This is a genomic window from Streptomyces sp. NPDC088400 (assembly GCF_044753355.1).
In the GTDB taxonomy this organism is placed as follows: Bacteria; Actinomycetota; Actinomycetes; order Streptomycetales; family Streptomycetaceae; genus Streptomyces.
The window spans coordinates 789,071-809,654 of record NZ_JBIVMZ010000003.1 but is presented as its reverse complement, the minus strand read 5'-3'; the positions used below and the strand labels follow the sequence as shown (position 1 = coordinate 809,654).

Here is a 20,584-nt window from a genome sequence, read left to right as displayed (position 1 = left end):
GGGGCGAAGGGCGGTGGTGGATTCCCTTTCCCGCTCCGCGTGGGGCGTTGCGAAAGAAAAGGTCTCGACCACTTGGACTAGACCATACAGGCCGGTGTTCCTCCGTCAAGAGGAGTTCAAGAAAGGCCAGTTCGGGCCATGGGTGGGCGCGGCACGCCCGGTGGGGGCCTGAATGCTGTTTTTCCCGACCTCAGGCATAAAATGCCGACATTTGTCAGGTCGGTTGTTGTCCGCACCCGCTTCCGTACTCGCTTCCGCGCCCGCTGGGAGGAACGTATGAATTCGCAGAACGGTACGGACGCACGAGCGCCGGGAGACCGGGCCCGGGGCGGCCTGCTCCAGCGGCTGGGGGAGTGGTGCGCCCGGCATTTCGTCGTGGTCATCGTGGCCTGGCTGGTCGCCCTCGGCGGGCTGCACGGCCTTCAGGGCGCGGTCGGCGGTGCGTACTCCGACAACTTCTCCCTCCCCGGAACGCAGTCGGACGACGGGGCGCGCGTACTCGGCGCGCACGCGCCCGGGGCGGGTGGCATCGGGGCTCAAATCGTCCTCCACGACGGGCAGAAGTCCCTCGCCGCCGTACGGAGCCAGATCGACGAGACGGTCGGTTCCCTCCAGAAACTTCCGCATGTCCTGTCCGCCGAGAGCCCGCTGCCCGCGACGCCGTCCTCGCCGCCCACCGGGGCGCTGACCGCCGACGGGAAGACCGGGTACATCACGGTCCGGTTCGACGGGAACCCCACCGCGTTCGGGGACTCCTACCTGCGCGGGGTCGACCAGGCGGTCGAACCTCTGCGCGCCGCCGGTGTCGAGGTCGAGTACGGTGGCCCGCTCGGCGAACTCGCCCGGCCCAAGCCCGCCGATCTGACCAGTGAGGCCATCGGGTTCGCCGTGGCGGTCGTCGTCCTGCTGATCGGATTCGGCAGTGTCATCGCCGCCGTGGTTCCGCTGCTCACCGCCCTGATCGGTGTCATCGTCGGACTGAGCTGCCTGAGCCTCATCGCCGCCGCCACCACCTTCGCGAGCGTCTCACCGACCCTGGCCACGATGATCGGGCTCGGCGTCGGCATCGACTACGCGCTGTTCCTGATCACCCGTCACCGCCAGCAGGTGATGGACGGCGCCGACCCGGTGACAGCGGCGGGCCGCGCGGTCGCCACCAGCGGTCGCGCCGTGCTGGTCTCGGGGTGCACCGTCATCGTCGCCCTCGCCGGGCTGTACGTGTCCCAGGTCAGCTTCATCGGGAAGCTCGGCGTGGCCGCCGCCGTCACGGTTGTCACGGCGGTCGCCGGCGCGATCACGCTGGTGCCGGCCCTGCTCGGACTCGTCGGACGCGGCATCGACCGCTACCGGGTCCGACGGCCGGTCGCGGAGAGCGGTACGGAGTCGGCCGCGGGCGGTACGAGGGCAGGCGGTACGGAGTTGGCGTCGGACGCGGGCGGTACGAGGGCAGGCGGTACGGAGTTGGCGTCGGACGCGGGCGGTACGAGGGCAGGCGGTACGGAGTCGGCGTCGGACGGGGGCGGTACGAGGGCAAGCGGTTCGAGGGCGGGCGCGGGCGCGCCGGAGCCGCGCGCGGGCAGTACGAGGCAGCCCGCCGAGGCGCACGGAGGGTGGCATCGCTACGCCCGGCGGGTGCAGCGCCGTCCCTGGTGGTTCCTGCTCGCCGGACTCGTGACCGTGGGCGTTCTCGCCATCCCCGTGTTCTCCATCCGCCTCGGCCACATCGACGACGGGGCCGACCCCAGAAGCTTCACCGACCGGCGCGCCTACGACCTCGTCGCCGCCGGTTTCGGCCCCGGTGCCAACGGGCCGTTCACCCTCGTCGTCGACCAGACCCTGGTCCCGTCGGCCGACCGCCCCGCGCTGGCGTCCAGCCTGAGCAAAGCGCTCACGGACGTCCCGGGCGCGGCCAGTGTCAGCCCGCTCCAACCCACCGGCGACGGCCAACTGCTGACGGGTACCGCCATCTCCAGCACCGCCCCGCAGGCGGCAGGGACGGCCGCCCTCTTCCACCGTCTCAAGGACGACGCCCTGCCCGAAGGGGTGTCCGGCACCGCCGCCACCACGTATGTGACCGGCACGACGGCCGCGCAGGAGGACTTCCTCGGCATCATCTCGGCTCGGCTCCCACTGATCATCGCCGTCGTCGTGGCCCTGGCGTTCCTCATCATCCTGATGGTGTTCCGCGGGCTCCTGGTGGCGCTCAAGGCCGCCGTGCTCAATCTGCTGTCGATCGCCGCGTCGTACGGAGTCGTGGTCGCCGTCTTCCAATGGGGCTGGGGAGGGCCCTCGTTGGGCGTTTCCGGGACGGTGCCGATCGAGAGTTATGTGCCGATGATGATGTTCGCCATCGTCTTCGGCCTGAGCATGGACTACGAGGTCTTCCTGCTCGCCCGGGTCCACGAGGCCTGGCTGCGCACCCGCGACAGCAGGGGCAGTGTCGCGCACGGACTTGAGATCACCGCCCGTGTGATCAGCTGCGCCGCACTCATCATGGTCAGCGTCTTCGCCGCGTTCATCCTGAGCGACAACATCGTGGTCAAGATGCTGGGCCTCGGCCTGGCCGTCAGTGTGCTCATCGACGCGACCGTCGTCCGCCTCCTGCTCGTACCGGCGGTGATGACCCTGCTCGGCACGAGCGCGTGGTGGCTGCCCCGATGGCTGGACAGGGTCCTGCCCCGGGTGACCACGGAGGGGGAGCCCGTGAGATAGCCGACGCCCTGCCCTGTCCATCCGGCGTTGTGTCCCTGGCGGGTACGCACTGTCCGGAACTCTTCGTTGACGTGGGCGTGTCGCGGTTCTACCGTTCCGGGAACGTCGCCGCCCGACCCGGAGCCGTTCATGTGGACATCGATGTCAGCCCGGATGCGGCGCGTGGTGGTGCCGGCCGTCACCGCTCTTGTCGTCGGCACTCTCACCACGCTGAGCCCACCGGCTGTTGCCCGTCCCGGTGAGGCGGGCCCCGGTGTGGCCGGTCCCGGAGAGTCCAGTCGTGGTGCGGCCGCTTCCGATGCCGCCATCTGCAATACGTACTGCGACGCCCGCGATCCCGCGCTCGCACCGCAGGACCGCGCCCCCGTCTCCGCCACGATCTTCTCCCGGTCGATCTCCCTCCACTTCGACGACCGCGACGCGATGGGCTGGGCCTCCCTCGGCAACGGCAGCCCGGGGGACCAGGTCTGGCTCGACCGGTCCTTCGACGGCGGGCGTACCTGGAGCTCCGGCAGCCGCCTCGGTATCACCACCGTGCCCGCCGGGCAGCGCGGTTGGCGCACCCTCATGTACAACGTGGACGACTGGAACAACCGGGGCGTCGGCGCCCTGCGCGCCTGCGGCAAGGCCGGCGACCGTACGGACATCGCGTGCACGCCCTGGGCACGTACGACATGGAACGCGGCCGACCGCCGTACGGCCGCGGCCACCGCGCAGATGCAGTTCTACAACAATGGCACCGGGCTCTTCGACACCAGCGGCTGGTGGAACTCCGCCAACGCGCTCACCGCCGTCATCGACAACATCCGCGTCACCGGCATGACCGGTTACCGGTACGCCATCGCCAACACGTACGACCGGCAACTGAACGCGAAAGACGGCCAGTTCCGCAACGAGTACATCGATGACACGGGGTGGTGGGGGCTCGCCTGGGTCGCCGCCTACGACGCGACCGGCGACAGCCGCTACCTGAACACCGCCCGCGCGGACGCCGACCACATGGCCGCCTACTGGGACGGTACGTGCGGCGGCGGTGTGTGGTGGAGCACCGCGAAGACATACAAGAACGCCATCTCCAACTCTCTCTACATCCAGCTCAACGCGGCCCTGCACAACCGGATCCAGGGCGATACCGCCTATCTGAACCGGGCGCGCGCCGGCTGGTCCTGGTTCCAGGGCACCGGCATGCTCAACGGCTCGCGGCTGGTCAACGACGGCATCGACCTGTCCACCTGCCGCAACAACGGCAGCGCCGTCTGGTCGTACAACCAGGGTGTGCTGCTCGGCGCGCTCACCGAACTGCACCGCGCCACCCAGGACGGCCAACTCCTCACCACCGCCCGGCAGATCGCCGACGCCGCCACCACCTCCTCTTCCCTGAACACCGCCGACGGCATCCTGCGCGATCCGTGCGAGGGGGGCGACTGCGGGGCCGACGGGCCGTCCTTCAAGGGCGCGCACGTACGTGGTCTGGGCAAGCTCAACGCGGCGCTGGCCGACCACCCGTACACGACGTATCTGAAGAAGCAGGCCGACACCGCGTACGCGCGGGACCGCAACCCGCTCGACCAGTACGGACTGCGCTGGAACGGACCGCTCGACACGACGGACGCCGCACGCCAGCACAGCGCGCTCGATCTGCTCAACGCGGCGCCCTGACAAGGCGCGCGTGTGCGTGGACGGTGTGGGAATCGTGGGCGCCCGAGGCCTGGCCCGGTCATTTCCCACACGGGATCGTACTCAGGTGGTTCCATCGGTTCGGCGTCATTTCGAGTGACTGCGGATCCGCAGGGAACAGACCGAAAAGAGAAACATGCGATACCGCACCCGAGTGACGGCACCCGCTGCCGCGCTCCTCGGCACAGCGGCAGCTGTCACCCTTGCCCCGTCCGCACGGGCGGAGGGCGTCGGCGGGGCCGGGCGTTCCGGGAACTCCGAACCCCCGGGCACTCCGGGCGGCGACAGCCTGGGCGATCCGGTCTACCCCGTGCTCGGTAACACCGGTTACCGCGTCTCGGCGTATCTGCTGGACCTCACCTACCGCGCGGCCGCCAAGCTCGTCGATGCGAGCGTCACGATCACCGCGTACGCCACCCAGAACCTGTCCCGCTTCTCCCTCGACTCGCTCGGCCTCGACATCCACGGCGTCACGGTGGGCGACCGACCGGCGGCCTTCGAGCAGGGGACCGAGAAGCTGGTCATCACCCCGCCGTCCACCGTCGAGAACGGCGCGCGGCTGGTCGTACGGGTCGACTACACCGCCGACCCGCGCAAGCTCCAGGCGCCGCACAACGGCTGGGTGCCCACGCCTGACGGCTTCGCCGTGGCCGGACAGCCCGACCTGGCGCGCACGGTCTTCCCCTGCAACGACCACCCCAGCGACAAGGCCGACTTCACTTTCCGTATCACCGCGCCCGACGGGTTGACGGCCGTCGCGAGCGGCTCGCGGGTCTCCACCACGAGTGCGGGCGGTGTGACCACGTCCACGTACCACTCGCGCGACCCGATAGCCACCGAGATGGTGCAACTCACCGTGGGCGACTACGAGGTGGTCGAGCGGCAGGGCCCCGGCGGGCTCCGGCTGCGTGATGTCGTACCGACCGCGCGGGCCAGGGCACTTGAGCCTGCCCTCTCTCTGACGCCCGGTCAACTCGCCTGGGTGGAAACACGGCTCGGCGGATTCCCGTTCGAGACGTACGGCATTCTTCCGGCCAACACCGACGACGAGAACGCCTTCGACTTCACCGGCCTGGAGACCCAGACCCTCACCATCTACAAGCCGAACTACCTTCTCCAGGAGGAGAAGGCGATCGGCTCGCACATGATCCACGAGTTGGTCCACAGCTGGTTCGGCGACCTCGTCTCGCCCGCCACCTGGGCCGATCTGTGGCTCAACGAAGGGCACGCGGACTATTACGGGCTGCTCTACCGGGACGAGCGGGGCTGGCCCGACTCACAGGGGCTGACCACCATGGAGGACCGGATGAAGATGGTCTACGCCCGGGGCGACCAGTGGCGGCGGGACTCGGGCCCGGTCGCCGCTCCCACGGCGAACACCCTCTTCGACAGTCAGCGCTACGCCGGCGGTGTGCTGGTCCTGTACGCGTTGTGGACACTGGTCGGCGAGGACGTCTTCAACCGAATCGAGCGCACCTTCCTGGAGCGCCACCGGAACGCGGCGGCGTCCACCAAGGACTACATCGCGGTGGCCTCCGACGTGTCGGGCCAGGATCTGTCCGGCTTCCTCGGCGACTGGCTCTACGGCACGAAGACACCTCGGATGCCCGGCCACCCCGACTGGACCGTCACCCCGCCGGACACCTCTGTCACGAAGCGCGGGAACGCGCAGAGGACGCCGAAGGACCGGGCGAGCGCGACGCTCTGACCGGTGCCGGTGTCGGCACCGGTGCGGCCTGTGCGGGCTGCGGATGCGCGATCGCCGGGCAGCGGGGAAGGTGGACGTGAGTACGTCCCGAGCGAGGAGCGGACCATGTCGATGCTCGACAAGCTGAAGGGCCTCATCAAGGGGCACGAGGACACGGCCCACCAGGGCGTGGAGAAGGCCGGCGACGCGTTCGACCGGAAGACCGGGAACAAGTACAGCGGCCAGGTCGACAGCGCTCAGAAGAAGATGGACGAGCAGCTGGGCTCGCAGGAGCCGCCCTCCGACGACAAGCCTCCGCACGGCTGACGGTACGCCGTTCGGTCCTGACGCGGGGCCGCCTCCCCACTCGTGGAAACCGCGGGAAGGCGGCCCCGCGTCAGCCCTTGCCGAGCGCCTCGCGTCAGCTCTTGCCGAGTGTGGCCTGCCCCTTCCGAGTCCCGCTCCTTTCGAGCGCGGCCCGGACCATCGCCGCCGCGAAGAGGGCCGGATCGGTGTCACCGGTCAGCCGCGCCAGCGCCTTGGGATCGTCCGGCAGCCCGCGTTCGCGTGCGCCTTGGAGGGCCTTCTTGTCCAGGTACGGTGCGACTTCCGGCCAGATCCCCTGCACCTCCCGCAGGAAGATGTCGACGCCGACGGGGCCGAGCCCCGGCACCTTCCGCAACAGCGATCGCAGGACGTCGATGTCCCCGTCAGCTCTCGCCCGGAGCCGGCGCAGATCGCCGTGATATTCGGCCAGCAGCAACTCGGCGCCCACACCGAGCTGCGTCGCCGTGCGCTCGTCGTAGCGCCGGTAGCCGCCCTTGCCGAGCGCATCCACGCGCTCCTGCCAGGTCGCGTCCGCCATGCGCCGCGCGTCGCGCAGCCCCGCGTCCGAGAGCGCGCGGCAACTCGCGACCGCGGTGTCACTGCGGATCGGAGCGCTCAGCAGGCAGGACAGCACCAGGAGTTGATAGAGCGGCTGGGGTGTGTTCCGCAAGTGGACATGCGCTTGATCGGCGTACGTACGGCCGTGCGTGTCGAGCAGGTCCCGCACGGCTTCCCGGACACTGGTCCTCGGCACAACGCGCCTCCTCCGTCCGGCGGATACCGCGGTGGTGATCCCGGTGGTTTCCATTGTGGCGCGGCCCGCTGCCGGTCGCATGCGTTCGTGTGTCGAACCGGAAGCACCTTCCGCCCGTGCCATTAATGACATGGGCACGACTCCCGCTACGAGAGGGATCAACCCGCAATGACCAGACCGGAGTTACCCCGATGCGCCCGGAGCGCCGTCGCCGTTCTCGCCCTCGCTGTCAGCGCGGTCCTCGCCGCCCCGACGGCGGCCTCCGCCGGTACTGCCCCCGCCGCCGCGCCCACCGCCGTCACGGTGCCCGCCGCGCCCACCACATCTGTCGTCACCTGGGGTGCCAGCGCCGACCGGCTGGATGCCGCGGTTCCCGCGCGGACCCACCGGATCGTCGTCCACACCAGCGCGGGCGGCAGCGGCCTGCGGATCCGCCTGTCCAACGCCTTCGGCGAGCAGCCGGTGACCTTCGGCCGCGCCTACGCCGGGGTACGGGCCTCGGGCGCGGCCCTGGTGCCCGGCACCAACCGCGCGCTGACCTTCCGGGGCGCCGCCTCGGTCACCGTCCCGCCCGGCGGCTCCGTGTACAGCGACCCGCTGCGCGGGTCCGTACGCCCGGCGGCCGACCTGGCCGTGAGCGTGTACGTACAGGACGCGGCCGGTACCGCCACCGGCCACCGGATGGGCCTCCAGACCTCGTACATCGCGCCCGCCGGTGATCATGCCGCCGAGGAGTCCGACACCGCCTACACGCAGCGGACGACCTTCCGTTACTACCTCGACGCGGTGGTGGTCGACGCCCCGCGCGGCACCGGAGCCGTCGTGGCACTCGGCGACTCGATCACCGACGGCGCCATCTCGACCGCCGACGCCAACCGCCGCTGGCCCGACTTCCTCGCGGAACGGCTGCGGAACGACCGCCGCACCACCCTCAAGGGCGTCGCCAACGAGGGAATCTCCGGCAACAAGGTCCTGTCGGACGGCGCCGGGGTGAGCGCCCTGAAGCGGCTGGACCGGGACGTCCTGTCGCAGCGGGGGCTGCGCACGGTGATCCTTCTGGAGGGCGTCAACGACATCAAGGCCACTCCGGCTCCCACGGCCGCCCAAGTGATCGACGGATACCGGGAGATCATCCGGCGGAGCCATGCCGCCGGTGCCTGTGTCGTCGGCGCGACCGTCATGCCGTACGAGGGCTGGGGGGAGTGGAACGCGAGCGGCGAAGCGGTCCGGCAAGCGGTCAATTCCTTCGTCCGTGGCAGTGGCGCGTTCGACGCGGTCGTGGACTTCGACGCGGCGGTCAAGGACCCGGCAGCCCCCGCGAAGATCCTCCCCGCGTACGACAGCGGGGACCATCTGCACCCGAACGACGCGGGCATGAAGGTCATGAGTGACGCCATCGACATCGGCAGTCTGCGCTGCGACCGGTGACCGGCCTCAGCCGGTAGTGGGCGCGGGGCGGGTGACATCACCGGCCCCGCGTTCCGTGCCGACCCGTACGGCCCAGCAACACTGACCTCCCGCGTACCGGGGCGCGGACAGTGGAGTCGTACGGCCTCATCCCTTCGTCCCTTCGTCAAGCACCCCGATACCCCCGGAGTCCGCCATGACCTGTCCCTCCCGAAGCGATCTCGGCCTGCTCGTCCTGCGGCTCGGCACCGGAGGGGTGCTCGTCGCGCACGGCACCCAGAAACTGTTCGGCTGGTTCGGCGGCGGCGGGATCGACGCGACCGCCCGGGGGATGGAGGCCATGGGCTTCCGGCCCGGCCGGCCGAGCGCGATCGCCTCCGGACTCGCCGAGGCCGGCGGTGGCGCGCTGCTGGCCCTGGGCCTGGCCACCCCGGCCGCCGGCGCGGCGGCGGCGGGCGGCATGGCCGCGGCGACGTCGGTGCATGCCCCCAGCGGATTCTTCGCCCAGGAAGGGGGTTTCGAGCATCCGGGCCACCTCGGCTGGACCGCCGCTTCGATCGCTCTCATGGGCGCCGGCCGCTACTCCCTCGACCACGTCACCTGCCACCGTCTCGACCAGCCCTGGATGGTGCCCGTAGCCTTCGCGGCGAGCGCGGTCGCGGCGGCCGTGATCATTCAGAAGCGGGCCAAGGCTCTGGCGGCAGACCGCGAAGAAGAGGCGTCGCGCTCAGAGTTCTGACAGGGAGACCGTTCTCATGACAGATCTCAACATCCGCGACAGCCGCTCGACGGGCCGCCTGGAGGCGTACGAGGACGGCCGGCGCGTCGGAGTCATCGCCTACTTCGCCCTGACCGGCACCCCTGCCGCCCTGGTCGCGGTGCACACCGTGGTGGAGGAAGGCCAGGAGGGCAAGGGCATCGCGGGTGCGCTGGTACGGGAGTTCTACGCGATGGCGGGGCGCGAGGGGATGCCTGTGGTTCCGCTGTGCCCGTACGCGGCCAGGTGGGCGCAGCGCCATCCGGACGAGGCTCCCGCGGCGCCGGCCGGAGCGGTCGAGGCGGCGGAGCGGCAGCTGGGCGCCAACCGGCGGCCCTGGTGAGCGGATTGAGCACATCGGGCACCTCGAGAACCCATCCCTTCGTCTGGCGCCGTGAGCGGCACCAGGTCGGGCCGGCAAGATCGATGGGACAGGGCCTAGCATCGCGATCATGCTGGCTCTCCTGCACACGTCTCCCGTCCATGTCCCGGCCTTCGACGCTCTCCGGGATGCCGACCACCCAGGACTCGCGCTGCGGCACCTCGTGGACGTGGACCTGCTGACCAGGGCCAGGGCCGAAGGCCCGGAGGCCGTCGCGGCCGATGTCGGGGCGCTGCTCGCGACCGCCGTCGAGGAGGGGGCGACGGCCGTGCTGTGCACCTGCTCGACCATCGGCGGTGTGGCCGAGGACGCGGCCGGGGCCCTCGGTGTGCCCGTGCTCAGGGTCGACCGGCCGATGGCCGCGGTGGCGGCCTCGGCCGGCCGGGTCGCGGTGATCGCGGCCTTGGAGAGCACCCTGGAACCGACGGTCGCGCTGATCCGCCAGGAAGCGGCCGGGCGGCCCGTCGACCTGCGGACGCTGCTGGTCGCGGGGGCCTGGGAGCGTTTCGAGGCCGGCGACCACGACGGCTATCTGGACGCGGTGGCCGCGGCTGTCGACGGCGTCACCGGAGTGGACGTGATCGTGCTGGCGCAGGCATCGATGGCCGACGCGGCCGGGCGCACCACCAACGGAGTTCCCGTGCTCTCCAGCCCGCGGCCGGGACTGACCGCGGCCGCCGAGATGATCGCGGAAGCCGCCGCGAGCGCCGCCCGCTGACGGCGATCGGCGCGGCTCCCGAAGGATCCGCGCCGATCATGCGTGGGACCCGGCGCGCGTGGGCACGCGCACCGCGAGACATTGGGAAGGAACGACTCCCGTACTACTGGCTGCTGGAGGTCAGGCATGACCAGCCCGTACCCCGACCCCGTATCGCCTCCTGATCCCGTACCGCCGTCGCCCAATCCGCCGCCCGGCCCGCCGGGCCCGGGGCCGGTCCCGACGCCGCCGAGCCCCTTGCCCGTACCTCCGCCGGACCCGGTTCCGAGCCCGCCGGGCCCCACCCCCCTGCCGGAGCCGGAGCCCCAGCCCGCACCCGGGCCGCTCGGCCGGACGGAATCGCCCGGCCGGCCGTAGCCGGCCGGGCGTGATCAGTCGGCCGAGTCGACCGGTTTCAGACCGGCCGGCAATCGGGGGACGGTCTCAGCTGGACGAGACCTCGGAACGGTCGCCGCCCCAGAGGGTGTGGAACGAGCCCTCGCGGTCCGTACGCCGGTAGGTGTGCGCGCCGAAGTAGTCGCGCTGCCCCTGCGTGAGCGCGGCGGGCAGCCGCTCGGCGCGCAGCGCGTCGTAGTACGCGAGCGCCGCCGAGAAGCCCGGCGTCGGGACACCCTGCTGCACGGCGGCGGCGACCACCGCGCGCCAGTCGTCCTGCGCCGCGCCGATCTCCTCGGCGAACTGCTTGTCCGACAGCAGGCTCGGCAGGTCGCGCTGCGCGTCGTACGCCGCGCGGATCCGGTCGAGGAACGCGGCGCGGATGATGCAGCCCGCCCGCCAGATCGCGGCGACCGAACCGGAGTCGATGTTCCAGCCGTACTCCTCGCTGCCCGCCTGGATCTGGTGGAAGCCCTGGGTGTACGACACGATCTTCGACGCGTAGAGCGCCTGCTCGACCTGGTCGGCGAAGCGCGCCGCCTCGGCCTCGCCCAGCGGCGCCGCCGACGGGCCGGGCAGCGAGCGGGACGCCTCGCGCAGTGCGGCGTGCCCGGAGAGGGAGCGGGCGAAGACCGCCTCGGCGATACCGGAGACCGGGACCCCCAGGTCGAGGGCGATCTGCACGGTCCAGCGTCCGGTGCCCTTCTGCTCGGCCTGGTCCGTCACGATGTCCACGAACGGCTTGCCGGTGGCCTCATCCGTATGGGCGAGCACCTCCGCCGTGATCTCGATCAGGTACGAGTCGAGCCGGCCCGTGTTCCAGGTCCGGAAGGTCTCCGCGATCTTCGCGGGGGAGTAACCGGCGACGGACCGCAGCAGGTGGTAGGCCTCGGCGATCAGCTGCATGTCGGCGTACTCGATGCCGTTGTGCACCATCTTCACGAAGTGACCCGCGCCGTCCGGGCCGATGTGCGCCACCGTGGGCGTCCCGTCGGGGGCCTTCGCGGCGATCCGCTCCAGCAGCGGTCCGAGCGAGGCGTACGACTCGGTGGAGCCGCCGGGCATGATGCTCGGGCCGTGCAGCGCGCCCTCCTCGCCGCCCGAGATGCCCACGCCGACGAAGTGGATGCCGCGCTCGCGCAGTTCCTTCTCCCGGCGCCGGGTGTCGGCGAAGTGCGCGTTACCACCGTCGATGATGACGTCGCCCTCCTCCAGCAGGGGGGCGAACTCCTCGATCACGGCGTCCGTCGGATCGCCGGCCTTCACCATGATGACCAGGCGGCGAGGCCGCTCCAGCGCCGCGACGAACTCCTCCGCCGACTCGGCCGCGACGAAGGTTCCCTCCTCGCCGAACTCGTCCACCAGAGCACGGGTCTTCGACGCGGTGCGGTTGTGCAGCGCCACCGTGAATCCGTTGCGGGCGAAGTTACGGGCAAGATTGCGGCCCATCACCGCGAGTCCGGTGACGCCGATCTGGGCAGTACCACTCATGCGTGTGCTCCTGGATGTTCGTTCGGATGTGCCGCGCCCGCCGGAAGGCGATACGTACGGGCGAACACGGCCGTTCAACAATCGTCAAGCTGCCAGGAAGGTTACGCATTCCGGCCCTCCCGTGGCGTGCCCTGTCCACGGTGCGAGCACGAGTGCTGCTCCCGTACGGGCTCCGCTTACGGAGAAAGCACGTACCGCGGCGGGCACCGAACGGGCGCGAACAGGGCGCCAATCGGGCAGTGATACGTGCAACATCGTCCCTTCCTGCGTCGTTGACCAGCATGAATGCTGGCTGTCAAACGGGCATGAACGGTCATAGTCGGTCGTGTGAGGGACCTGGTGGCGGCGGGTGCCTTGCTTGTACAAACGACGCATGAGCCCGAACGGGTGCTGAGCCGCAGCAGAGCAGGGAAGTGTTGTCGTGGACACCGACGAGCGTCGACGAGAGATTCTTGAGATCGCCCGGCGTGACGGGTCGGTCGAGGTCAGCGCGCTGGCCGTGAAACTTCTCGTGGCCAAGGAGACCGTCCGGCGTGACCTGCACACCCTGGAGGAACACGGGCTGGTGCGGCGCACCCACGGCGGTGCCTATCCGGTGGAGAGCGCCGGTTTCGAGACCAACCTCGCGGCCCGGACGACCCGACTCGTACCCCAGAAGTCGCGGATAGCGGCCGCCGCCGCGGAGCTCCTCGGTGACGCGGAAACGGTCTTCGTCGACGAGGGCTTCACCCCTCAGCTCGTCGCCGAGGCGCTGCCCCGTGACCGGCCGCTGACCGTCGTCACCGCGTCGCTCGCCGTGGCGAGCGCGCTGGCCGACTCCGAGAAAATGGTCGTGCTGCTGCTCGGCGGCCGGGTACGTGGCTCCACGATGGCCACGGTCGACCACTGGACCACCCGAATGCTCGCCGACTTCGTCATCGACCTGGCGTACGTGGGAGCGAACGGCATCTCTCGTGAGTTCGGCCTCACCACCCCCGATCCGGCCGTCAGCGAGGTGAAGTCCCAGGCCATGCGGAGCGCTCGGCGCCGGGTCTTCGCCGGAATCCACACCAAGTTCGGCGCGGTCAGCTTCTGCCGCTTCGCCGAGGTCGGGGACTTCGAATCGATCGTCACGGACACGGGGCTCCCCTCGGCCGAGGCTCAGCGCTACTCCTTGCTGGGGCCGCAGGTCATCCGCGTCTGAATCGATGCCACTCGCCCCGGTCACGGGCCCCTGTTCCCCGCAGCCCCACGGCTCCCTGTCCCCACTGCCCCCGCCTCCTCCCCCCTCCCCGGCGGGCGGCAGGCCTCCCTACCCCGGCGGGCGGCAGGACAGAGCCGTCCCGGATTTTCCCTCCCGCAACGAAATGATCAGGAGAAATCTCATGCCCCTCCAACAACGACCACGTGGATTCCGCGTGCGCGCACGCGGAATCCACGTGCGTGTGGGCGCGGGTGCCGCCCTGACGGCCCTGCTCGCGGGGTGCGCCGGAGCCGGCGGCACCTCTTCAGGAGGGGCCGACACGATCAATGTGCTGATGGTGAACAACCCGCAGATGGTCGAGTTGCAGAAGCTGACCGCGGACCACTTCACGAAGGAGACCGGAATCAAGGTCAACTTCACCGTGCTGCCGGAGAACGACGCCCGCGACAAGTTCACCCAGGACTTCTCCAACCAGGCGGGCCAGTACGACATCGCCACCATCAGCAACTTCGAGGTGCCCTTCTTCGCGAAGAACGGCTGGCTGCACCCGCTCGACGAGTACGCCGCCAAGGACAAGGCCTTCGACCAGGGCGACATCCTGCCGCCGCTCCAGGAGTCCCTCACCGCCGAGGACGGCAAGCTGTACGGCGAGCCCTTCTACGGCGAATCGTCCTTCCTCATGTACCGCAAGGACATCTTCGAGGAGAAGAACCTGAAGATGCCGGCGAAACCCACCTGGCAGGAGGTCGCCGATCTCGCCGCCGAGGCGGACGGCGCCCAGCCCGGTATGAAGGGCATCTGCCTGCGCGGACTGCCCGGTTGGGGCGAACTGATCGCCCCGCTGACCAGTGTCGTCAACACCATGGGCGGCACCTGGTTCACCAAGGACTGGAAGGCGGAGCTGACCTCCCCGGAGTTCACCAAGGCCACCCAGTTCTATGTCGACCTGGTCCGTGACCACGGTGAGGCGGGCGCTCCCCAGTCCGGCTACGCCGAGTGTCTCAACAACATGACCCAGGGCAAGACGGCCATGTGGTACGACGCCACCGCCGGCGCCGGATCGCTGGAGGCCAAGGGATCCCGGGTCAAGGGCAAGGTCGGCTACGTGCCCGCGCCCGTGGACAAGACCGAGAGCTCCGGCTGGCTGTACACCTGGGCCTGGGGCATGCAGAAGGCGTCGAAGAAGTCCGGCAACGCCTGGAAGTTCATCTCCTGGGCGTCCAGCAAGGAGTACGAGAACCTCGTCGGCGAGAAGATCGGCTGGTCCAACGTGCCCGCCGGCAAGCGCGCCTCGACCTACGCCAACCCCGACTACCTGAAGGACGCCGCCGCGTTCGCCGATGTCACCAAGCAGGCGATCGCCAGCGCGAACCCGCGCGATCCCGGCACCCAGCCACGGCCCACGGTCGGCATCCAGTTCGTCGACATTCCCGAGTTCACGGACCTGGGCACCAAGGTCTCGCAGGAGATCAGCGCCGCCATCGCGGGCAAACAATCAGTCGAAGAGGCCCTGAAGACCTCGCAGGAACTTGCCGAGAAGGTAGGTGAGAAGCAGAAGTGAGTACCTCCGTCAGCACACCGTCAGTGTCGCCGGCCGGCTCGTCGGACCCCTCGGCACCACCCAACGCTCCCCGTAAGAGCTCCGGACGGGCCCGCGCCTGGGCCACCCGAGCCCCGTTGCTGCCCGCCCTGGTCTTCCTGATCGCGGTCACCCAGCTGCCCTTCGTGGCGACCCTGGTGATCTCGCTCTTCAACTGGAACTCCCTCGCCCCCGACAACCGCGCCTTCGCCGGACTCTCCAACTACGGTTCGGTGTTCACCGACGAGAGCCTGCGCGAATCGGTGATCACCACCGTCCTGCTCACCGCGACCGTCGTGATCGTCAGCGTCGTCCTCGGACTGCTGCTGGCCCTGCTGCTCGACCGGAAGTTCAAGGGCCGCGGACTCGTCCGTACCCTGCTGATCACCCCGTTCCTGCTGGTCCCCGTCTCGGCGGCGCTGCTGTGGAAGCACGCCCTCTACAACCCCGAGTACGGCCTGCTCAACGGCGGCTGGGCCTGGTTCACCGGACTCTTCGGCGTGGAGAACCCCTCCCAGCCGGACTGGATCTCCGACATGCCGCTGCTGGCCGTGGAGACCTCCCTCATCTGGCAGTGGACCCCGTTCATGATGCTCATCCTGCTCGCCGGCCTCCAGAGCCGGCCCGCCGAGATCATGGAGGCCGCGAAGCTGGACGGCGCGAGCGGCTGGCAGATGTTCCGCTACCTGACCCTGCCGCACCTGCGCCGCTACCTGGAGCTCGGCATCCTGCTCGGCTCGATCTACATCGTGCAGAACTTCGACGCCGTATTCACCCTCACCTCAGGGGGACTCGGCACGGCAAACCTGCCGTACACCATCTACCAGACCTTCTATCAGGCTCACGAGTACGGACTGGCCTCCGCCGCCGGAGTCGTCGTCGTGATCGGCACGATCGTGATCGCGACCTTCGCCCTGCGTGTGGTCTCGTCCCTCTTCAGTGAGGAGGCGAACCGCGCATGAGCACCAACTCCGTCGCGCAGTCCCCGTCGGCCGCCAAGGCCGCGCCCCGTATCGACACGTACGCTCCCGAGTCCCGGCGGGCCAGGCGGCGCACCGCCGGTCTTGGCCTGCTGGCCTGGATCGTCGGCATCGTCTTCTGCCTGCCGGCCATCTGGATGCTGCTCACCTCCTTCCACTCGGAGGCGGACGCGGCGACCAACCCGCCGTCGTTCGCTGCGGGCCTCACCCTCGACAGCTACCGGGTGTTCTTCGGCTCCGGGAGCGGGGCCAGCCCCTGGCCGCCGCTGCTCAACTCCCTGATGGCGTCCGTCTTCTCCACGCTGCTGGTGCTGGTGCTGGCACTTCCGGCGGCGTACGCGCTCTCGATCAAGCGCGTGGAGAAGTGGACGGACGTGATGTTCTTCTTCCTGTCCACGAAAATGCTGCCGGTGGTCGCCGGACTGCTGCCCGTGTACCTCTTCGCCAACAACGTCGGAATGCTGGACAACATCTGGCTGCTGGTCATCCTCTACACCTCGATGAACCTGCCGATCGCGGTGTGGATGATGCAGTCCTTCCTCGCGGACGTACCGGTCTCCATCATCGAGGCGGCGCAGGTGGACGGGGCCCGGCTGCCGACCGTCCTGGCCCGGGTGGTGGCCCCGGTGGCGGCCCCCGGAATCGCCGCCACCTCCCTGATCTGCTTTATTTTCAGCTGGAACGAGCTGCTGTTCGCCCGGGTGCTCACGTCCGTGACGGCCCAGACCGCACCCGTGTTCCTGACGGGCTTCGTGACCAGCCAGGGGCTCTTCCTCGCTCAACTGTGCGCGGCGTCCGTCGTCGTGTCCCTGCCGGTGCTCGCCGCAGGTTTCGCCGCCCAGGACAAACTCGTCCAGGGCCTTTCTCTTGGAGCTGTTAAATAAATGAGGGCAGCGATTATCGAAGCCCCCGGCAAGGTCTCCGTCACGACGGTTCCCGACCCCACCCCGGGCCCCCGTGACGTCGTCGTCTCCGTCGCCGCCTGCGGAATCTGCGGTACGGACCTGCACATTCTGCAGGGCGAGTTCGCGCCCACCCTGCCGATCGTGCCCGGTCACGAGTTCGCCGGCGAGATCGTGGGTCTGGGCTCCGACGTCACCGAGCTGTCCGTGGGCGACAAGGTCGCCGTCGACCCGTCGCTGTACTGCCACGAGTGCCGTTACTGCCGCTCCGGGCGGGCCAACCTGTGCGACAAGTGGAACGCCATCGGCGTCAGCAAGCCCGGCGGAGCGGCCGAGTTCGCGGTCGCGCCCGTGGCCAACTGCGTCCGGCTGCCCGACCACATCGATGTGCGGGACGCGGCGCTGATCGAGCCCCTGTCCTGCGCGGTCCGCGGCTACGACGTGCTCAACAGCTCCACTCTCGGCGCCGAGGTGCTGATCTACGGCTCCGGAACCATGGGCCTGATGATGCTGGAGCTCGCCAAGCGCACCGGCGCCGCCGTCGTCGACGTCCTGGACATCAACCCGGAGCGGCTGGCGACCGCCACGAAGCTCGGCTGCTCGAACTCGGCCACCTCGGCGGACGAGTTCGACCGGCCCGGTGGCTGGGACTTCGTCATCGACGCCACCGGTAACGCGAAGGCCATCCAGGACGGCCTCGGCCGGGTCGCCAAGGGCGGCACCTTCCTCCAGTTCGGCGTCGCCGACTACGCGACGACCGCGGTCATCGAGCCGTACCGCATCTACAACCAGGAGATCACCATCACCGGCTCCATGGCGGTGCTGCACAGCTACGAGCGGGCCGCCGCGCTCTTCGCCACCGGGGTGCTCGACCCGGCGGTCTTCATCAGCGACCGGCTGCCGCTGGAGCAGTACCCGCAGGCGCTCGACCAGTTCAAGGCGGGCAAGGGACGGAAGATCGTGGTGCAGCCGTGACCGAAGGTCCCGACGCGGGGTCCGGCGCCGTCGCCGGTGCCGGACCCCGCCCCGGTGCCGGACCGGGGCCAGGAACCGGTGCCGTCCTGGTGATGGGAGAGGCGCTCATCGACCTCGTCCCGTCGCCGGACGATCCGGAGACGCTGCGGGCCCAGCCCGGCGGCGCGCCCGCCAATGTCGCCGCGGGGCTGGCCCGGCTGTCCACGCCCAGCTGGTTCGCGGGCGCGCTCGGCGGCGACGGCTTCGCCCGGATGATCGAACAGCGACTGGCCTCCGCCGGTACGCGACTCGGCCTCTGCGCACGCTCGGAGCTGCCCACCACGCTCGCGGTCGCCGACCCGGGCCCGGACGGCACCGGCTACCACTTCCACCTCGCGGACACCGCCACCTTCCAACTGCCGGACCGCTCCGCCGAGGTGGCGGAGTTCGCCGCGGTGTACGTGGGCGGACTGGGCGCGGTCGTCGAACCGGCGGCCGAAGCCGTGGCGGCCACCGCACGCGCGGGTGCCGAACAGTCCCTGCTGGTCGTGGACCCCAATGTGCGCGAGGACCGTACGCTCGACCCGGAGCTGAGCGTGCGCCGGCTGCGGGAGCTGTGCTCCCTGGCGCATGTCGTCAAGGCGAGCGACGAGGACCTCGGGCGCCTGTGGCCGGACACCGATCCCGACGAGACCTGCCGGCGGCTGGCGGGAGAGGGCCGGCTCGTGGTGCTCACCCGGGGTGCCCGGGGCAGCACGGCCTACAGCGGCTCCGCCGAGCCGGTGTCCGTGCCCGCGGTGCCGGTCGAGGTGGTCAACACGATCGGCGCCGGTGACGCCTTCATGGCGGGCGTCCTGCACTGGCTCACCGCCAACGGGGCCGTCGGATCCGCCGGCTCCCCGGGCGGCGGTGCCACGGGCGTGCTGGGCGCCGGCGGTGTGAGCCGGCTGCCGCGTGACAAGGTGGCGGCCATGCTGGGGTTCGCCTCCGAGGTGGCCGCTTCGGTGGTCGCCCAGTCCGGTACGGAACCGTCGCTGCCTTCGATGCCGGCCCGTATCTGAGCATCCGTTCCGCGTATCCGTACGGGAGCCCTCGTGTTCTGAGGACCACGGTCCTCACCACAGCCGGAGCCACCGTCCCTCCCCCCCCGGAGAGGCGGTGGCTCCGGCCTTTTTCGCACGGTGGCAGGCCGCCGGGCCGCCGGGCCTCGCGCCCCTGCTTCCGTGGCCGTGGCTCAGGTGCCCTCGCCGCCGCCGCTGCTCCGTACGGAGCGGATGAGATCCGCGTAGTGGTGACCGCTGGCCTTGATGGTGCGCAGCTGTGTCGCGTAGTCCACATGCACCAGACCGAACCGCTTGTCGTAGCCGTACGCCCACTCGAAGTTGTCCAGCAGCGACCAGGCGAAGTACCCGGCGAGCGGAGCGCCCTTCGCCACGGCCCGCGCGCAGGCGGCCAGATGTTCGTCCAGGTACCGGGCGCGCTCCGGGTCGTCGATGGTGCCGTCCGGGCGGACGGTGTCCGGGAAGGCCGAGCCGTTCTCGGTGACATAGACGCGTCGCGCGCCGTACTCGTCGGTCAGCCGGATCAACAGCTGTTCCAGGCCGTCCGCGTGCACTTCCCAGCCCATATGGGTGTGGCGGGCGTCCGGTACCGCGATCTGCCGGGCGTACGGAGCCGTGCCGGCCGGGTCGTCCTGGACGATCTGGCGGAAGTAGTAGTTCAGCCCCAGCCAGTCCAGCGGCGCCGCGATGGTCGCCAGGTCGCCGGGGCGCTCGGGCAGCTCCACGCCGTACAGGTCGAGCATGTCCTGCGGGTAGCCGCGGCCGTGGATCGGGTCCAGCCACCAGCGGTTGGTGTGGCCGTCGGCCCGGACGGCGGCCGCGTGGTCCGCCTCGCTGTCGGTGGCCGGTTCGATCGGGCTGAGATTGTTGACGATGCCGATCCGCGCGTCCGAGGAGGCCGCGCGGATCGCCTCCACCGCCAGGCCGTGCCCGAGATGCAGATGGAACGAGGCGCGTACGGCGGCGGTCAGATCCCGCACCCCGGGCGCCATGCTGCCGTCGAGATGGCCGATCCACGCCGAGCACAGCGGCTCGTTGAGCGTCGCCCAGTCCTTCACCCGGTCGCCGAGACGCTCGGCCACGGCGGAGGCGTACGCGGCGAAGTGCTCGGCGGTGTCCCGGGCCGGCCAGCCGCCCCGGTCCTGAAGGGTCTGCGGCAGGTCCCAGTGGTAGAGCGTCGCGAACGGGGTGATGCCCGCCTCCAGCAGACCGTCCACCAGCCGGTCGTAGAAGGCGAGTCCGGCCTTGTTGACCGGTCCGTCGCCGCCGGGCACGACCCGGGGCCAGGCGAGCGAGAAGCGGTACGCGCCGACGCCCAGCCGCTTCATCAGCCCGATGTCCTCGGGGACCCGGTGGTAGTGGTCGCAGGCCACATCGCCGGTGTCACCGTTGTCGATGGTGCCGGGCGTGTGGGAGAAGGTATCCCAGATCGACGGGGAGCGGCCGTCCTCCGCCACCGCTCCCTCGATCTGGTACGAGGCGGTGGCGACGCCCCAGGTGAAGTCGGCCGGAAGGGCGGTGAGATCGGTGAGGTCGCTCACGGACTGCCTCTCTGTAGGGGGCACTTGATGTGCTCGGCCGCTCGGACGCCGCCCACCCATGCGCCAGGCTTCTTAGACCGGCCGGTCTTAATTCATG

17 protein-coding genes are annotated in these 20,584 nt (G+C 70.2%); 14 read left to right on the top strand and 3 right to left on the bottom strand.

Features of this window, described 5'->3' with window-relative positions; all coding sequences use genetic code 11:
- Positions 1 to 276 precede the first annotated feature (276 nt).
- The 4 genes from ACIQD6_RS11155 to ACIQD6_RS11140 all read left to right on the top strand — a co-directional run bounded on the left by ACIQD6_RS11155 (position 277) and on the right by ACIQD6_RS11140 (position 6,403).
- A complete protein-coding gene (locus tag ACIQD6_RS11155) occupies positions 277 to 2,712 on the top strand; it encodes an MMPL family transporter (protein WP_401880678.1) in 2,436 nt (811 codons plus the stop codon).
- 141 nt (positions 2,713 to 2,853) lie between these two features.
- Positions 2,854 to 4,371 (top strand): glycoside hydrolase family 76 protein, encoded by a 1,518-nt coding sequence (locus ACIQD6_RS11150; protein ID WP_401880676.1) that lies wholly within the window; start codon positions 2,854 to 2,856, stop codon positions 4,369 to 4,371.
- 154 nt (positions 4,372 to 4,525) lie between these two features.
- Positions 4,526 to 6,097 carry a M1 family metallopeptidase gene (locus tag ACIQD6_RS11145; RefSeq protein ID WP_401880674.1) on the top strand — a complete coding sequence of 524 codons (1,572 nt, stop codon included), beginning with the start codon at positions 4,526 to 4,528 and terminating at the stop codon, positions 6,095 to 6,097.
- A 105-nt stretch (positions 6,098 to 6,202) separates the two neighbouring features.
- Positions 6,203 to 6,403 carry an antitoxin gene (locus ACIQD6_RS11140; protein ID WP_401880672.1) on the top strand — a complete coding sequence of 67 codons (201 nt, stop codon included), beginning with the start codon at positions 6,203 to 6,205 and terminating at the stop codon, positions 6,401 to 6,403.
- Between the two features lie 94 nt (positions 6,404 to 6,497).
- Here ACIQD6_RS11140 and ACIQD6_RS11135 read toward each other — a convergent pair whose 3' ends face one another.
- On the bottom strand, positions 6,498 to 7,157 hold the full coding sequence (locus ACIQD6_RS11135) for an endonuclease (RefSeq protein ID WP_401880671.1): 660 nt from the start codon (positions 7,155 to 7,157) through the stop codon (positions 6,498 to 6,500).
- Between the two features lie 168 nt (positions 7,158 to 7,325).
- Here ACIQD6_RS11135 and ACIQD6_RS11130 point away from each other — a divergent pair, with 168 nt between their 5' ends.
- The 4 genes from ACIQD6_RS11130 to ACIQD6_RS11115 all read left to right on the top strand — a co-directional run bounded on the left by ACIQD6_RS11130 (position 7,326) and on the right by ACIQD6_RS11115 (position 10,421).
- Complete coding sequence (locus ACIQD6_RS11130; protein ID WP_401880669.1) at positions 7,326 to 8,585, top strand: SGNH/GDSL hydrolase family protein; 1,260 nt, start codon at positions 7,326 to 7,328, stop codon at positions 8,583 to 8,585.
- 175 nt (positions 8,586 to 8,760) lie between these two features.
- Entirely contained in the window at positions 8,761 to 9,303 is a 543-nt protein-coding gene (locus ACIQD6_RS11125) for a DoxX family protein (RefSeq protein ID WP_401880668.1), read from the top strand.
- Between the two features lie 16 nt (positions 9,304 to 9,319).
- Complete coding sequence (locus ACIQD6_RS11120) at positions 9,320 to 9,664, top strand: GNAT family N-acetyltransferase (RefSeq protein WP_401880666.1); 345 nt, start codon at positions 9,320 to 9,322, stop codon at positions 9,662 to 9,664.
- Positions 9,665 to 9,773: 109 nt separating this feature from the next.
- On the top strand, positions 9,774 to 10,421 hold the full coding sequence (locus tag ACIQD6_RS11115; RefSeq protein WP_401880664.1) for an aspartate/glutamate racemase family protein: 648 nt from the start codon (positions 9,774 to 9,776) through the stop codon (positions 10,419 to 10,421).
- Positions 10,422 to 10,844: 423 nt separating this feature from the next.
- On the opposite strand, the gene gndA is transcribed toward ACIQD6_RS11115, so the two are convergent.
- On the bottom strand, positions 10,845 to 12,287 hold the full coding sequence (gndA, locus tag ACIQD6_RS11110; protein ID WP_401880662.1) for an NADP-dependent phosphogluconate dehydrogenase: 1,443 nt from the start codon (positions 12,285 to 12,287) through the stop codon (positions 10,845 to 10,847).
- A gap of 421 nt (positions 12,288 to 12,708) precedes the next feature.
- Between gndA and ACIQD6_RS11105 the strand changes: the two genes are divergently transcribed.
- The 6 genes from ACIQD6_RS11105 (at position 12,709) to ACIQD6_RS11080 (ending at position 18,946) form a co-directional block, all read left to right on the top strand.
- Positions 12,709 to 13,470 (top strand): DeoR/GlpR family DNA-binding transcription regulator, encoded by a 762-nt coding sequence (locus ACIQD6_RS11105; protein ID WP_401880660.1) that lies wholly within the window; start codon positions 12,709 to 12,711, stop codon positions 13,468 to 13,470.
- 181 nt (positions 13,471 to 13,651) lie between these two features.
- Positions 13,652 to 15,031 carry an ABC transporter substrate-binding protein gene (locus tag ACIQD6_RS11100; RefSeq protein WP_401880658.1) on the top strand — a complete coding sequence of 460 codons (1,380 nt, stop codon included), beginning with the start codon at positions 13,652 to 13,654 and terminating at the stop codon, positions 15,029 to 15,031.
- Complete coding sequence (locus ACIQD6_RS11095; protein WP_401880656.1) at positions 15,028 to 16,011, top strand: carbohydrate ABC transporter permease; 984 nt, start codon at positions 15,028 to 15,030, stop codon at positions 16,009 to 16,011. The genes ACIQD6_RS11100 and ACIQD6_RS11095 overlap by 4 nt, the downstream gene beginning before the upstream one ends.
- Positions 16,008 to 16,913, top strand: coding sequence for a carbohydrate ABC transporter permease (locus tag ACIQD6_RS11090; RefSeq protein WP_401880655.1), 906 nt, complete (start codon positions 16,008 to 16,010; stop codon positions 16,911 to 16,913). Before ACIQD6_RS11095 ends, ACIQD6_RS11090 begins: the two co-directional genes overlap by 4 nt.
- On the top strand, positions 16,914 to 17,906 hold the full coding sequence (locus tag ACIQD6_RS11085; RefSeq protein WP_401880653.1) for a zinc-dependent alcohol dehydrogenase family protein: 993 nt from the start codon (positions 16,914 to 16,916) through the stop codon (positions 17,904 to 17,906).
- Positions 17,903 to 18,946 carry a PfkB family carbohydrate kinase gene (locus tag ACIQD6_RS11080; RefSeq protein WP_401880651.1) on the top strand — a complete coding sequence of 348 codons (1,044 nt, stop codon included), beginning with the start codon at positions 17,903 to 17,905 and terminating at the stop codon, positions 18,944 to 18,946. The genes ACIQD6_RS11085 and ACIQD6_RS11080 overlap by 4 nt, the downstream gene beginning before the upstream one ends.
- A gap of 173 nt (positions 18,947 to 19,119) precedes the next feature.
- Here the strand turns inward: ACIQD6_RS11080 and ACIQD6_RS11075 are convergent, their stop codons facing one another.
- Positions 19,120 to 20,547 carry a GH1 family beta-glucosidase gene (locus ACIQD6_RS11075; protein WP_401880649.1) on the bottom strand — a complete coding sequence of 476 codons (1,428 nt, stop codon included), beginning with the start codon at positions 20,545 to 20,547 and terminating at the stop codon, positions 19,120 to 19,122.
- Between the last annotated feature and the right edge of the window lie 37 nt (positions 20,548 to 20,584).